Origin of the sequence: Kitasatospora sp. GP30 (assembly GCF_029892145.1) — a bacterium.
Taxonomy (GTDB): Bacteria; Actinomycetota; Actinomycetes; order Streptomycetales; family Streptomycetaceae; genus Kitasatospora; species Kitasatospora acidiphila.
In genome coordinates this window covers 138,360-151,341 of sequence record NZ_JARZAH010000002.1, presented here as the reverse complement: position 1 = coordinate 151,341, position 12,982 = coordinate 138,360, and the positions used below count along the sequence as shown (strand labels likewise).

General features: G+C 70.8%; 15 protein-coding genes. 7 read left to right on the top strand and 8 right to left on the bottom strand.

Going from position 1 to position 12,982, the window contains the following annotated elements:
- Nucleotides 1–77: 77 nt before the first annotated feature.
- Nucleotides 78–1,283, bottom strand: a complete 1,206-nt coding sequence (locus tag P3T35_RS03955) for a glycosyltransferase (protein WP_101380217.1) — start codon at nucleotides 1,281–1,283, stop codon at nucleotides 78–80.
- 229 nt (nucleotides 1,284–1,512) lie between these two features.
- On the opposite strand from P3T35_RS03955, the gene P3T35_RS03950 reads away from it, so the two are divergent.
- Nucleotides 1,513–2,073 (top strand): NADAR family protein, encoded by a 561-nt coding sequence (locus tag P3T35_RS03950; RefSeq protein ID WP_101380218.1) that lies wholly within the window; start codon nucleotides 1,513–1,515, stop codon nucleotides 2,071–2,073.
- A gap of 119 nt (nucleotides 2,074–2,192) precedes the next feature.
- On the opposite strand, the gene P3T35_RS03945 is transcribed toward P3T35_RS03950, so the two are convergent.
- The 3 genes from P3T35_RS03945 to P3T35_RS03935 all read right to left on the bottom strand — a co-directional run bounded on the left by P3T35_RS03945 (nucleotide 2,193) and on the right by P3T35_RS03935 (nucleotide 4,337).
- Nucleotides 2,193–2,693 (bottom strand): GNAT family N-acetyltransferase, encoded by a 501-nt coding sequence (locus tag P3T35_RS03945; protein WP_101380219.1) that lies wholly within the window; start codon nucleotides 2,691–2,693, stop codon nucleotides 2,193–2,195.
- Nucleotides 2,687–3,172 (bottom strand): rhodanese-like domain-containing protein, encoded by a 486-nt coding sequence (locus P3T35_RS03940; RefSeq protein WP_101380220.1) that lies wholly within the window; start codon nucleotides 3,170–3,172, stop codon nucleotides 2,687–2,689. Before P3T35_RS03940 ends, P3T35_RS03945 begins: the two co-directional genes overlap by 7 nt.
- Nucleotides 3,173–3,356: 184 nt before the next feature.
- Complete coding sequence (locus P3T35_RS03935) at nucleotides 3,357–4,337, bottom strand: helix-turn-helix domain-containing protein (protein WP_280704205.1); 981 nt, start codon at nucleotides 4,335–4,337, stop codon at nucleotides 3,357–3,359.
- 443 nt (nucleotides 4,338–4,780) lie between these two features.
- Between P3T35_RS03935 and P3T35_RS03930 the strand changes: the two genes are divergently transcribed.
- A complete protein-coding gene (locus P3T35_RS03930; RefSeq protein ID WP_101380222.1) occupies nucleotides 4,781–5,680 on the top strand; it encodes a hypothetical protein in 900 nt (299 codons plus the stop codon).
- 309 nt (nucleotides 5,681–5,989) lie between these two features.
- On the opposite strand, the gene P3T35_RS03925 is transcribed toward P3T35_RS03930, so the two are convergent.
- From P3T35_RS03925 to P3T35_RS03915, 3 genes are all read right to left on the bottom strand, one after another.
- Entirely contained in the window at nucleotides 5,990–6,367 is a 378-nt protein-coding gene (locus P3T35_RS03925; RefSeq protein WP_143676795.1) for a DUF6087 family protein, read from the bottom strand.
- A 171-nt stretch (nucleotides 6,368–6,538) separates the two neighbouring features.
- Nucleotides 6,539–6,733: a DUF397 domain-containing protein gene (locus tag P3T35_RS03920; protein WP_280704204.1), complete on the bottom strand. Its 195-nt coding sequence runs from the start codon at nucleotides 6,731–6,733 to the stop codon at nucleotides 6,539–6,541.
- 8 nt (nucleotides 6,734–6,741) lie between these two features.
- Entirely contained in the window at nucleotides 6,742–7,569 is an 828-nt protein-coding gene (locus P3T35_RS03915; protein WP_101380225.1) for a helix-turn-helix transcriptional regulator, read from the bottom strand.
- Nucleotides 7,570–7,872: 303 nt separating this feature from the next.
- Here P3T35_RS03915 and P3T35_RS03910 point away from each other — a divergent pair, with 303 nt between their 5' ends.
- Nucleotides 7,873–8,064 carry a hypothetical protein gene (locus tag P3T35_RS03910; protein WP_101380226.1) on the top strand — a complete coding sequence of 64 codons (192 nt, stop codon included), beginning with the start codon at nucleotides 7,873–7,875 and terminating at the stop codon, nucleotides 8,062–8,064.
- Between the two features lie 179 nt (nucleotides 8,065–8,243).
- Nucleotides 8,244–8,669: an ATP-binding protein gene (locus tag P3T35_RS03905; protein ID WP_143676796.1), complete on the top strand. Its 426-nt coding sequence runs from the start codon at nucleotides 8,244–8,246 to the stop codon at nucleotides 8,667–8,669.
- 63 nt (nucleotides 8,670–8,732) lie between these two features.
- Here P3T35_RS03905 and P3T35_RS03900 read toward each other — a convergent pair whose 3' ends face one another.
- Entirely contained in the window at nucleotides 8,733–10,115 is a 1,383-nt protein-coding gene (locus P3T35_RS03900) for a glycine--tRNA ligase (RefSeq protein WP_101380228.1), read from the bottom strand.
- Nucleotides 10,116–10,312: 197 nt separating this feature from the next.
- Between P3T35_RS03900 and P3T35_RS03895 the strand changes: the two genes are divergently transcribed.
- The 3 genes from P3T35_RS03895 to P3T35_RS03885 are packed head-to-tail and all read left to right on the top strand — an operon-like array spanning nucleotide 10,313 to nucleotide 12,954.
- On the top strand, nucleotides 10,313–11,272 hold the full coding sequence (locus tag P3T35_RS03895; protein ID WP_348533394.1) for a zinc ABC transporter substrate-binding protein: 960 nt from the start codon (nucleotides 10,313–10,315) through the stop codon (nucleotides 11,270–11,272).
- A gap of 12 nt (nucleotides 11,273–11,284) precedes the next feature.
- Nucleotides 11,285–12,055, top strand: a complete 771-nt coding sequence (locus P3T35_RS03890) for an ATP-binding cassette domain-containing protein (protein WP_101380230.1) — start codon at nucleotides 11,285–11,287, stop codon at nucleotides 12,053–12,055.
- Complete coding sequence (locus P3T35_RS03885) at nucleotides 12,052–12,954, top strand: metal ABC transporter permease (RefSeq protein ID WP_101380231.1); 903 nt, start codon at nucleotides 12,052–12,054, stop codon at nucleotides 12,952–12,954. The genes P3T35_RS03890 and P3T35_RS03885 overlap by 4 nt, the downstream gene beginning before the upstream one ends.
- Nucleotides 12,955–12,982: the final 28 nt, after the last annotated feature.

Genomic DNA, 12,982 nt, shown 5'->3' with positions numbered 1-12,982 from the left:
CCGGGAGGGCAGTTGGGCGTTGGTTGCGGAAGGGCGGCTGGTGGTCACCAGCCGCCCTTCGGCTTGCCGTGGTCCGGTCAGTGCGGCCTGGTCCACTCCTCGATGAGTTGCACCGCCCGCCCCGCGCCGTCCTCGCTCGCCATCCGCTCCGCGATCGCGGCGGCGCGGGCGCGGTACGAGCTGGTGCTCACGGCGTCGGTGAGGGCGGTGGCCAGGCGGTCAACGGTCAGGCGCTTGAAGGGAATCGGGGCGGGGCCGGCGCCCAGGGTGGCGATGCGGCGGCCGAAGAAGGGCTGGTCGCCGAGGATGGGGACGGCGAGGGACGGGACTCCGGCACGCAGGGCGGCCGCGGTGGTGCCCGCGCCGCCGTGGTGGACGACGGCGGCCAGCTGGGGGAAGAGCAGGGCGTGGGGCAGTTCGCCGACGGTACGGATGTCCGGGTGGGCGTCCCCGCTGGCCAGGCCCGCCCAGCCGGCTTGCAGGATGCCGCGCAGGCCCGCCTTGCGGAGGGCGGCGACGGCCAGCTCGCTGAGGCGCTCGCCCTCGCCGCTGCCCATGCTGCCGAAGCCGATGAGCACCGGCGGCGGACCATCATGGAGGAAATCCACCAGCCCGGACGGGAGTTGGGCATCGGCCGGCACCTCGGGCCACCAGTTGCCGACCACCTCCAGCCCGGCGCGCCAGTCCGCCGGGCGGGGCAGCAGAGCGGTGCTGTAGCCGTACAGCACCGGCCAACCGGCCCGCTCCGCACGGGCCCGGACGACAGCGGCACGCAGCGGCGGCAGCCCGAACTCGGCGCGCAGCTGACGAACTGTCGGATCGTACATCCGGTCCATGATGCGCAGCGCCAGCCGCCCCGCCGCGCGGTTCCCCCAGCGCCCCAGCGAGCGGCCGCCCCCGACGACGGAGGAGAACTCCCCGGTGGGGTGCACCGGTTGCAGCAGCGCCCCGAAGCAGGCGGCCCCGGTGGCCTCGGCCAGCTGCCAACCAAGCTGCGCGGTGGTCGCGTTGACCAGCAGCACGTCGACCTTGGGCTCGGCCAGCGCCGGCGCCCCGCTGCCCATCTCCCGGATGAACGCGGCCGCCTGCTGCATGGGCTTCAACTCGCGCCGCAGCTCCCCGGGCAGCGGCCGGAAGCCCAACCCGCTCGCGGTGACCAGGGTTTCGAACCGCGGCTGGGTGGCGATGGCCACCTCGTGCCCGGCGCGAACGAGCCGAGCACCGAGCCCGGTGAACGGGATGACGTCGCCGGTCGAACCGGCGGCGAGGATCATGATGTCCATGGGCTCCCCGAACGGGCCAACGTGCCTACTGGGAGAGAACCTACGCCTCCTTACGCGGCACCCGGGCGAGGCCCGCGCGGATGGTGCCGGCCACGTCGGGGACGTGGACTCCCATGTCGCGCAGCCACTGGGCGGTGCACCGAGCTGGGCTTGGCCCTCGACCTGCTCTCCGCCCCGCTCATCCGAAAGGCCCTCGCCCGTTGTCACCCCCGCCTGCGACGATCGCCCCATGAACCACCCTGCGCAGTCCCGTTCCGCCGCCGACCTCCTCACCTTCACCGCCGCCGGTGTGCGGCCCAAGTACCTGTTCTTCTGGGGTCACCGCCCGCAGCGCGACGGCAGCATCGGCGCCGGGTCGCTGAGCCAGTGGTGGCCGTCGGCGTTCGAGATCGACGGGGTGCGGTACGCCACGGCGGAGCACTGGATGATGGCGAGCAAGGCGCGGCTGTTCGGGGACGAGGAGGCGGTGCCGCGGATTCTGGCGGCCCGGTCGCCGGCCGAGGCGAAGAAGCTGGGGCAGATGGTGCGCGGGTTCCGCGAGGAGCGGTGGGCCGAGGCGCGGTTCGGGCTGGTGACGGCCGGCAACGTGGCCAAGTTCGAGCAGGATCCGGCGCTGCGCGAGTACCTGCTGGGCACCGGGAACCGGGTGCTGGTGGAGGCCAGCCCGCTGGACCGGGTGTGGGGCATCGGGCTGGCGGCCGATGACGAGCGGGCGGCCGATCCGGCGCGCTGGCGCGGACTCAACCTGCTCGGGTTCGCGCTGATGGCGGCCCGGGAGCAGCTGGCCTGAGCGCTCCCTCGCGCCGGGCAGCCGGCAGGGCGCCCAGCGGAGCGGCCAGCGGAGCGGCCAGCGGAGCGTCCAGCGGAGCGTCCGGCCGGCAGCGGAGGGGTGACCACCCCCGTGCGCGGTCACCCCTCTGCTGCCGGCCGGACGGGGAGTGAGAACCTGACCTTGGGCCGGGCCTGGGCCCCCGCACGGTGGTAGAAGCGGATGGCGTCGGTGTTCCAGTCGGGCGTCTGCCACTGCATGTGTGCGGCGCCGCGGGCCGCTGCCGCGTCCTTCACGGCGTTGAGCAGGGCGTGCCCCCAGCCCTCCCCTCGGTGCGGTTCGGTGACGAACAGGCAGTCCAGGTGGACGTGGTCAGCCGCCTGCCAGGTGGAGAACTCCCGGGAGTAGGTGGCGTAACCGATCAGTTCGCCTCCCTGGTCGACCACGAGGCACCACGCTCTCGGATGCGCCGAGAACAGTGCGGGCTCCAGGCGGGTGGCGAGATCAGCGGGCACGGGTTCGGCGCGCTCGAAGGCGGCGTGGGCGGCGCACAGGCGGGCTATCGCCGGCAGGTCGGCCGGGGTGGCCGGACGGATCACGCCACCGGTCACGCCACCGGGCCGCGCGGTGTCCCTCAGCATGCGCAGGAGATGCCCGAGCGCGGGGCGGTCAGGTCGTCGATCGGGCGCTGCTCGACACCGGTGGCGGAGTCGTATGCGAAGCCCTCGCGTGCCCAGTACTCGAAGCCGCCGAGCATTTCCTTGACCTGGTAGCCGAGGCGGGCGAAGGCCAGCGCCGCGCGGGTCGCGCCGTTGCAGCCGGGGCCCCAGCAGTAGGTGACCACGGTCTGGGCCGGGTCGATCAGCTGCGGCGCCAGGTCGGCGATCCGTGCGGTGGGGATGTGGATGGCGCCGGGGATGCGGCCCTGGTTCCAGGCGGCATCGCTGCGGGTGTCGACCACCACGATGCCGGGTGCGCCGGACGCCAGATCGGCGTGGACGTCGGAGACATCCGCCTCGAAGGCGAGACGGGCGGCGTAGTGGGCGGCGGCCTCGGCCGGGGCTGCGGCGGGCACGCTCAGGACGGCGCTGGTGATCTCGGCGGAAGCGGTGGCAGACATGCGGGGCACCTCGTGTTCTTGCTGGTCGGGACGGGGTCCGGTGGGCCGAACCGGGTTTCCCCGGCCGGCGATGACTCCATCCTCTGATCCCCGGGCCCGCCCTACGAGTGGCGTGAACGCCATAGGCCGCCAAGATTCCGCCAGCCATACGGAGTGACCCTCCGCCAGCCGTACGGAGCGACCCTTATGAGTGCGCGGGGACGCGGGTGAACGTCCTGCGGTAGGCCGTCGGCGTCGTACGCATCTGGCGGGTGAAGTGGTGCCGGTACGTCGCGGTGCTGTCGAAGCCGACCGCGGCGGCCACCTCGTCCACGCCACCCTCGCCGGACTCGAGCAGCGGCAGGCTGGCGGCCACCCGCTGGGCGATGACCCAGCGCATCGGGCTCACGCCGTTGCGGCGGGTGAAGTGCCTCAGGTACGAGCGCTCCGACATGCACGCGGCCCGAGCCAGGGCAGGCACGGACAGTGGTGTGTGCAGGTGGCGCAGCGCCCAGTTCATGCTCTGCGTGACGCCGTCGTCCTCGGGACCGATCTCTCCCACCGCCGCCTCGATGAACTGGGCCTGCCCGCCCTCGCGGTGCGGCGGAACGACGAAGCGGCGCGCCACCGTGTTGGCGACGGCCGCACCGTGATCGGCCCGGACCAGGTAGAGGCACAGGTCGATACCGGCCGCGCTGCCCGCGCTGGTGAGGACGTCCCCGTTGTCGACGTACAGCACGTCGGGGTCGACCTCGATCGCGGGATGCCGCTCGGCAAGCGCGCGGGCGTAGCGCCAGTGGGTGGTGGCGCGCCGGCCGTCCAGCAGGCCGGTCGCGGCCAGCGCGAACGCCCCCGAGCAGATCGACACCAGACGCGCCCCCCGCGCATGGGCCCGCAGCAGCGCCTCCACCAGCGCGGGCGAGACCTCCGCCCCGGCCTTGGCCACCCCCGGCACGATCACCGTGTCCGCCGCGGCCAGCGCATCGAGCCCATGCTCGGCGCGCAGCGTGAACCCGCCGATCGCCCGCAGATCCCGGCCGGGCTCCTCGGCGCACACCCGCAGCTCGTACCAGGGCAGGTCACCCAGCTCGGGCCGGGACAGGCCGAAGACCTCCACCACCACGCCCAGCTCGAAGGGCGCCATTCCATCGAAGGCCAGTACGGCCACCACATGCGTCTTCGTCACGGCTGGATCTTAGAAGCCGTTGTCTTTCCGATAGTCACGGGTGCGTTTCCGCTGGTCAGGCATAGTGCTGGCGCCTCGGTGGCAGAGACGGGGCGTCGTGTCGTCTTTTCGGTGGAGGTGCTGGATGCCGTCGGTGATGGGGCCGCCGGGGGAGCGCGAGCGTGCTGCTCGGCGGCGGGTGGAGGTCCTGCAGGCCGAGCTGCGAGAGGCGGAAGCCGCGTGGGAACGGTTCGTGATCGCCCGTCAGACGGTTGCCGAAGTCCTGGCGGCACCTCGCGCGGGCGAAGAGGAACCGCCGGCAGGGTTGGCCGGTGAACGGCACCATTTGACGGGTTTGGCACTGAGGGGCGTCACCACGTGCTACCGTGCGACTACCTAGCGATAGTTGACCCCGGCGGTGCTACCAACACCCCGGGGTCCGGCACGGGAGAAATCAGCTCCTCATGCACGTTCACTTTATCGCGCCCGACCGCTATGTCCGGGCGTCCCACGACATCATCCGCCACCCGCGTCTGCGGGCCACCGCGAAGACCTTGCTGCTGTGGGCGCTCTCGCTCCCGCCCGGCAGTCGCGACACCATCCTCACCATCGGCAAGCGCATGCCCGAGGGACGCGCCGCCGTCTCCCGTGCCCGCTCGCAACTGATCGAGGAGGGCTACCTCCACGTGCGGCGCTCCCAGGACCCGATCGAGGGCACCTGGTCCACCCGAGTCCTGGTCAGCAGCGCGCCGCTGACGGAGCCTCAGGCGATCGACGCCGCCTGGCGAAGTTTCGGCCAGAACCCGGCACTCGGCGAGGAGGCGAGTCGGGCTGTCGGCACTTCCCCCCAGGTTTTGAAGACTGAGGAGAAAACCTCCCTCCCTATCCCAACGCCGCAGGAGCTACCTGAACCTCCTGATGAGCCCGACGCCGACGCCATGGCCGCCGCAGCCAAACTCCTGACGCGCCTGACGGCCAGTCACACTCAAATCCGCCTGGGCGTGGTCGAAGCCCTGGAACTCGCCCCGCTGGTGGCCGACTGGCTCTCGCGGGACCCGGACGAGCGACGGTTGCGGGTTGCGCTGCTCTCGGATCTGCCGACGCCGGTCCACGCGCCAGTCAGACTGCTGCGCTCGCGCCTGGAGCGCAAGATGCCGCCGGTGGGCGGTGCCCCGGTCGCGCCCGCCCTGGGCGAGTGCGGGCACTGCGCGGCTCCGGTGCCGGGCGGCGGGGTGATCTGCCGCCACTGCGCGGGAGTTGAGCCGGTGACAGTGGGGGAGGCGGTCGCGGCGGTCGTGGAGCGGAACCGCCGGGGCGCGGCGCTGGCGCGGAGCCTCCTGCGGAGCGCGGTGGCGACGGGCTAGGACCCCGCTGGCGTGATCGCCGCCACCGCCACGAACGGCCGTCGGCCGACCTGAAGTTGCTCGCCAAGGCACCCGTCCGCGTGACGCCGGTGCGGGATTTCACGCGGAACGCACCACTCAGAACTGGTCGCGTCGCTCGCCCACGTCGAGCGGCAGCGCTTCGTCGACGGCGTTCCGCTGGACGACCTGGACGACGTTTCCTCCGGGCCGGCGGCATCGAGCCTTCTTGACCACAGCCTGTTGGCCCTTCGCAGAGCACCGAGTTGTCCGGGGAGTCGAGCCAGGCGGTCTACCCCATCAGGGTGATCGTCAGGCCGAACCCTCAGGTTTCCGGTGACGGCCGGCAGGCTTGCGCGGCTCCGGTGGCGGCATGGGAATGATCCCGTCGCCCTCGATCCCGTGGAGGATGCGTTGAGCGGCTGCGTAGTCGTCGGCGATGGTCTCCGGCACCCAGCTGTAACCGTCCCACCTGAGGATCATGCGGCGAAGCCCCGGGTGACAGTGGGCGGCGGCGTCCTCGTGGCCGATGATGACGGCCTTGAGCTGGCCGATCGGCCGCAGGCGCTTGGCACGCTTGGCCGCCCACTGATCCAGAGGTTCGTCGTGTTCGCCGTCCACGGGGTGCTCCTCTCCTCTGGGATGGCCGTCGCGCTCGGAGGTGGTGCCGATAAAGGCGAACTCGCGCATGGCAGTCAACCTCTCAGTGTGGTGAGGCACCAGCATGGCGGGTCCACGGGCCGGCCGAGACCGAGTCCACGATGCGAAGGACGGTGCTCCGCCTTCGCCCCCGCCGGGCAACGCGAAGCCCCTGTGGGGCGATGGACGGGGGACACAAAGGGGCTCGGTAATGAGTGATTGTCAGGCTTCAGTGAGCTTGCCGGACTTGACGCGCGCGACGAAGGCGGCGAAGCCGGCGGGGGTGAAGGTGAGGGCGGGGCCCTCGGGGTCCTTGGAGTCGCGGACCGGGATGACGCCGGTGAGGCCGTCGGCCACCTCGACACACGAGCCCAATTGCTCGCTGTAGGTCGACTTCCGCCAGAGTGTTCGGGTCACGGCCACTCTCACTCAAGTTCCTTTCGAACAGCGCGAACGAACTCAACGGACGCGACTTCGGAGAGCGCGCTCACCTGGAGGCGATGGTACTCCCTGTCCCAATCTGCAAGGATGTCTGGATCGCGCTGCATATGCCCCTGAGCTTGGGACTCCGAGTAGCCGATCAAGCGCCGCTCCGGGAGCGTCAGCAGATGCACAGCGCGCGAGAGGGGTCGATCTTCCCCTAGCGAGTACGGGGCCACCTGGATGATCGTCCCCGGACTGTGGGCACACTCCTCCAGTTTGGCGAGCTGGTTGGCCATCACCTTCCTGCCACCCACGGGGCGACGGAGGCAACTCTCATCGAGAACGGCATGAAGCAGCGGCGAGGGGAACGCTCTGAGGCGCTGCTGCCGGGCCAGCATCTGCGCTGCCCATTCGTCAAGCTTCTCCCGAGTTGCGAGCCCTCGCCTAACCCCGGCTTCCACCAGCGCCTCGGTGTACTCCGGCGTCTGAAGTAGACCGGGTATCACTCCGATCTCGAACACCCGGATCTCCCCAGCCTTCGCTTCCTGCACCAGGTAGTCGTCATACCCGTCGATCATGGAATTGCCTCGGACATCGCGGCACATTCCCAGGAACTTTTTGCCGGTGCCGAAGGCGACGTCAGCTCTTCCCGCAAAACGCTCGGTTGGAGGTTTCCGACCAGTTTCCACTGCCGAGATGTGCACCGAGGAGTACCCCGTGAGCTCTGCGAGATGCTCCTGCGTCCAGCCCATCTCCTCGCGCATCCTGCGGAGTTCGGCACCGAAGCGCGCCTGCGGAGACTCGTCCGGGTGCAGCTCGCGACGGTTCAAGGCAGCCCATCCCTTCTGGTTTGGCTCGGTTGAAGGCGTCCCAAGAGTACGCAACAGTTGGCTCTCCTGGTAGTGAGTCAACTACGGAGAGGAGTCGCCGTGACATCGGAGATCGCCCCTCCAGGCGCCCTTACATCCGCTAAGTCGCTGCCCTGACCGGGGACTTGGCGCACCATGCCCCGCCCGCAGCCCCACCTCGGAAGCGCACCACTTCACCCGAACGTGTGAGCACCGACGTTGACCGCAAACCCCAACAGACGCTCCAGCCACCCGAGTTGATCCCCGCCCCGAAGGGAGCACCCCATGAGCACCCCGCCCCCACCCCTCCCGCCCGCACAAGCCGCCGCCCTGAACGAGCTGCGCACCCTCGGGCGTCAGCTGGACCGCCAGGTCGCCCACCGCGCCGGCGCCACCGACCACGAGATCGACACCGTGCTGCGCCGGATGAAGCAGGTCCACACCGGCATCGTCACCGGCCTCCACCACACCACCTAGACAAACCCGAACTCCGCGCCGGCACACGGGCGTTGCCCGGCGCGGACACCCGCACGGCCGAGCAGGGGAAGCCGCCGCGCGGGCCCGCCCGTCCTGGTCGGCCACCGCGAACACCCCGGCGACCGACCAGGACGGGCCTCACCCCAGGGGGGAGCACCAACCCGCACAGGGAGACCCAGATGAGCCTTGTTCCCTTGCCAGTCCCACACCTTGACGATCCGTCAAGCATTCCAATCGACGGCATCCGCCTCACCCTGGTCGCCCGCGCCACGCTCCGCTCGGCGCGCCACCGCCTCCGCGACCACCTCACCGCCCACGGCCTGGACCCCGAGGACGCCTGCCTCGTCCTCTCCGAACTCGCCGGCAACTCACTCCTGCACGCCGGCGAGACCGCCGCCGTGGCCTGGCACCTGGTCGGTGAGCTCCTCCACCTCACCGTCGCCGACAGCGCCGCCCCAAGTCTCCCGTTCCTCCAGGGCGGTTGCGCTCGCGAGGGCGGCCGCGGCCTGCTCCTGGTCGAGCAGCTCACCGACGAGTGGGGCGTGCGACCGCTCGGCACCCTCGGCAAGGAGACATGGTGCACCGTGCGACTCACAGCGGCCTGAACGAACAAACGGGCCCTTCCCCCACCGTGAAGGCGGAGGAAGGGCCCGATCACCGTACGAAGGTCAGCAGCCGATCAGGCGCGCGCCGAGGTACGACTTGACCTGGTCCAGCGACACGCGCTCCTGGGCCATGGTGTCGCGCTCGCGGATGGTGACCGCGTTGTCGTCCAGGGTGTCGAAGTCGACGGTGACGCAGAACGGGGTGCCGATCTCGTCCTGGCGGCGGTAGCGCTTGCCGATCGCGCCGGCGTCGTCGAACTCCACGTTCCAGGCCTTGCGCAGGTCGTCGGCCAGGCCGCGGGCCTTCGGCGAGAGGTCGGCGTTGCGGGACAGCGGCAGCACCGCGACCTTGACCGGGGCCAGCCGCGGGTCGAGCCGCATGCCGACGCGCTTCTCCATGTTGCCCTTGGCGTTGGGCGCCTCGTCCTCGAAGTAGGCGTCGAGCAGGAAGGCCAGCATGGCGCGGTTGAGACCGGCTGCCGGCTCGATGACGAACGGGAAGTACCGCTCGCCGGACTCCTGGTCGAAGTACTTGAGGTCGACGCCGGAGTGCTCGCTGTGCACGGTCAGGTCGTAGTCCGTGCGGTTGGCGACGCCCTCCAGCTCCGAGAACTCGCTACCACCGAAGTTGAAGCGGTACTCGATGTCCACCGTGCGCTTGGCGTAGTGGGAGAGCTTCTCCTTGGGGTGCTCGAAGAACCGCATGTTCTCCTCGCGCAGGCCGAGGTCGCGGTACCAGTTGTAGCGCTGCTCGAGCCAGTACTCGTGCCACTTCTCGTCCTCGCCGGGCTTGACGAAGAACTCCATCTCCATCTGCTCGAACTCGCGGGTGCGGAAGATGAAGTTGCCGGGCGTGATCTCGTTGCGGAAGCTCTTGCCGACCTGGGCGATGCCGAACGGCGGCTTCTTGCGCGAGGTGGTCTGCACGGCCTTGAAGTTGGTGAAGATGCCCTGCGCGGTCTCGGGGCGCAGGTAGGCCAGGCCGGAGCCGTCCTCGACCGGGCCGAGGTGGGTCTTCAGCATGCCCGAGAACTCCTTGGGCGCCGTGAAGGCGCCCTTGGTGCCGCAGTTGGGGCAGTTGAGGTCGGCCAGGCCGTTGGCGGGCGCCTTGCCGTGCTTGGCCTCGTAGGCCTCCTCCAGGTGGTCCGCGCGGAACCGCTTGTGGCAGGAGGTGCACTCGGTCAGCGGGTCGGTGAAGGTCTGCACGTGGCCCGAGGCCTCCCAGACCTCGCGGGCCAGGATCACCGACGAGTCGAGTCCGACCACGTCCTCGCGAGCGGTGACCATCGCACGCCACCACTGGCGCTTGATGTTCTCCTTGAGCTCGACGCCCAGCGGCCCGTAGTCCCAGGCGGCGCGGGTACCGCCGTAGATCTCGCTGCAGGGGTAGACGAAGCCACGGCGCTTGCTCAGGCTGACGATCGTGTCGATCTTGTCGGCGGCCACAGTGCTCTCTTCAATACGTCGCCGCGCTCGCGCGCGACGGCCCGGTCAAGGCGCGGCTGGTTGCACGCACCCGAATACCTCAGGTTACCGGGCGCGCGGGTGGGGGGCTCAAATCGATTACCCGGCGCGCATGGGGAGCCGTGAGCGCCCGATGTCACATCTGCGCGAGTTGACTATCATTTCCAGATAATATGAGAATGATTGTCATGATGTTCCGTCGCCGCATATCCACCGCCCCGATCGCCCTGACCGCGCTCGCCCTCACCGGCGCGCTGGCGCTCTCCGCCTGCGGCAGCGGCACCACCGGTGCCAAGACCGCCGACGGCAAGGTCAACGTGGTCGCGGCGTTCTACCCGCTGCAGTACCTGGCGGAGCAGATCGGCGGCGACCACGTCAAGGTCACCGACCTCACCGCCCCCGGCACCGAGCCGCACGACCTGGAGCTGACCGCCAAGCAGGTCGGCGCCGTGCAGGACGCCGGCGCCGTGCTCTACCTCAAGGGCCTGCAGCCCACCGTGGACAAGGCCGTCGCGCAGTCCAAGAGCAAGTACGTCGTGGACGCCGCCGCGCTCTCCCCGCTGCTCGACCACCACCTGGACGAGGGCACCGACGGCGGCACCCCGGCCAAGGGCAACACCGGCGACCCGCACATCTGGCTCGACCCGACCCGCTACGCCACCGTCGCCAAGGGCGTCGGCGCGGAACTGGCCAAGGCCGACCCCGCGAACGCCGCCGAGTACCAGAAGAACACGGACGCCCTGGTCGCCAAGCTCGGCACCCTGAACCAGAGCTTCCAGGCCGGCCTGAAGAGCTGCACCCGCAAGTCCTTCGTGACCAGCCACGCCGCCTTCGGCTACCTCGCCGACACCTACGGCCTGCAGCAGATCGCCATCAACGGCGTCGACCCGGAGTCCGAGCCCACCCCGGCCCGGCTCGCGCAGATCCAGCAGGCCGCCAAGGACAGCGGCGTGACCACCGTCTTCTTCGAGGCCCTGGTCAGCCCGAAGCTCGCCGACACCGTCGCCAAGGACCTCAACCTGAAGACGGCCGTGCTCGACCCCATCGAGGGCGTCATGGCCGGCTCCCCGGACACCTACCTCACGATCATGCAGCAGAACCTGAGCAACCTGCGGGATGCTCTCGGCTGCGCGAGCTGACGGGACCCCACCATGGACTCCGCGCCCCACGACTCGATACCGGCCGCCGTCCGGCTCCGCTGTGCCCAGGCCGCCCAGGGCGGCCGCCCGGTGCTGCGCGGCATCGACCTGACCGTCGCCCCCGGCGAGGTGGTCGCGCTGCTCGGCGCCAACGGCTCCGGCAAGTCCACCACCATCAAGACGGTGATCGGCAGCGTCCCGCTGACCGGCGGTGAGTGGGAGCTCTTCGGCGTGCCGGGCCGGCGGTTCCGCGACTGGCACCGGATCGGCTACGTGCCGCAGCGCACCACCGCGGCCGGCGGAGTCCCCGCGACGGTGCGCGAGGTGGTCGCCACCGGGCGGCTGGCGCAGCACCGGCTGCTGCCGTTCCGCCGCAAGGACCGGGTCGCGGTGGACGCCGCGCTGGCCGCAGTCGGCATGCTGGAGCGCGCCGGCGACGGGGTCGCGGACCTCTCCGGCGGCCAGCAGCAGCGGGTGCTGATCGCCCGCGCGCTGGTCGGCTCGCCCGAGCTGCTGATCATGGACGAGCCGATGGCCGGGGTCGACCTTGCCAGCCAGCAGGTGCTCGCCGATACCCTGCGCGAGCAGGTCGAGCGGGGCGCCGCGGTGCTGCTGGTGCTGCACGAACTCGGGCCGCTGGCGCCGCTGATCGACCGCGCGGTGCTGCTGCGCGACGGCCTGGTGGTGCAGGACGGCCCGCCGGCCGGCACCGGCCACGGACACGACGGCGACCACCACCAGGACCACCACCACACCGAGATCCGTCAGGGGCTGCTGACATGAGCGACCTGCTCTCCTACGACTTCATGCAGCGGGCACTGCTCGCCGCCCTGCTGGTCGGCATCACCGCCCCCGCCGTCGGCATCTACCTGGTGCAGCGGCGCCAGGCGCTGATGGGCGACGGCATCGGCCACGTCGCGCTCACCGGTGTCGGCCTCGGCCTGGTGTTCCAGACCAGCCCGGTCTGGATGGCCGTGCTGGTCTGCGTACTGGCCGCGGTGATCATGGAGCTGGTCCGCTCGCGCGGCAACCAGCGCGGCGACATCGCCCTGGCGATGCTCTTCTACGGCGGCATGGCCTGCGGGCGGCTGCTGATCAGCAAGTCGCCGGCCGCCAGCGGCACCGGCGGCAGCCTGGACAGCTACCTCTGGGGCTCGATCCTGGCCGTGGACGCCGGCGACCTGGTCACCATCGCCGTGCTCGGCGCGGTGGTCATCGCGGTCACGCTCGGCCTGCGGCGCCAGCTCTTCGCGGTCTGCCAGGACGAGGAGTTCGCCAAGGTCACCGGGGTGCCGGTGCGGCTGCTCAACCTGCTGCTCGCGGTGATGGCCGCGGTCACCGTGACCGTCGCGATGCGGGTGGTCGGGCTGCTGCTGGTGAGCGCGCTGATGGTGGTGCCGGTGGCGGCGGCCCAGTTGCTCACCCGCTCGTTCCGGGCCACCCAGGCGCTCTCCATCGTCATCGGGGTGCTGGTCTCGCTCGGCGGCGTGGTGACCTCCTACCAGGCTGACGTGCCGCCGGGCTCCGCGATCGTGCTACTCGCCATCGCCTGCTTCGCGGTGTTCAGCGCGCTGGCCGCGCCGCTGGCCAGGCGACGGCACCGGCAGCGCGGGCTGCCCGGGCAGCGGGAGGGCAGCAAGGCTGCGGAGCAGCCGACCGAGGGCGCGGGGCTGGCACAATGAGGTGTGACCCGCCCCGAAGCCCAGGAGG

Excerpts from the sequence above, each read along its gene's own strand:
- P3T35_RS03945 (WP_101380219.1), bottom strand. The coding sequence starts at position 2,693 with ATGCTGAGGGACACCGCGCGGCCCGGTGGCGTGACCGGTGGCGTGATC.
- P3T35_RS03955 (WP_101380217.1), bottom strand. The coding sequence starts at position 1,283 with ATGGACATCATGATCCTCGCCGCCGGTTCGACCGGCGACGTCATCCCG.
- P3T35_RS03910 (WP_101380226.1), top strand. The coding sequence starts at position 7,873 with ATGAGCACCCCGCCCCCACCCCTCCCGCCCGCACAAGCCGCCGCCCTG.
- P3T35_RS03925 (WP_143676795.1), bottom strand. The coding sequence starts at position 6,367 with ATGCGCGAGTTCGCCTTTATCGGCACCACCTCCGAGCGCGACGGCCAT.
- P3T35_RS03930 (WP_101380222.1), top strand. The coding sequence starts at position 4,781 with ATGCACGTTCACTTTATCGCGCCCGACCGCTATGTCCGGGCGTCCCAC.
- P3T35_RS03890 (WP_101380230.1), top strand. The coding sequence starts at position 11,285 with ATGGACTCCGCGCCCCACGACTCGATACCGGCCGCCGTCCGGCTCCGC.
- P3T35_RS03950 (WP_101380218.1), top strand. The coding sequence starts at position 1,513 with ATGAACCACCCTGCGCAGTCCCGTTCCGCCGCCGACCTCCTCACCTTC.
- P3T35_RS03905 (WP_143676796.1), top strand. The coding sequence starts at position 8,244 with ATGAGCCTTGTTCCCTTGCCAGTCCCACACCTTGACGATCCGTCAAGC.
- P3T35_RS03940 (WP_101380220.1), bottom strand. The coding sequence starts at position 3,172 with ATGTCTGCCACCGCTTCCGCCGAGATCACCAGCGCCGTCCTGAGCGTG.
- P3T35_RS03895 (WP_348533394.1), top strand. The coding sequence starts at position 10,313 with ATGATTGTCATGATGTTCCGTCGCCGCATATCCACCGCCCCGATCGCC.
- P3T35_RS03885 (WP_101380231.1), top strand. The coding sequence starts at position 12,052 with ATGAGCGACCTGCTCTCCTACGACTTCATGCAGCGGGCACTGCTCGCC.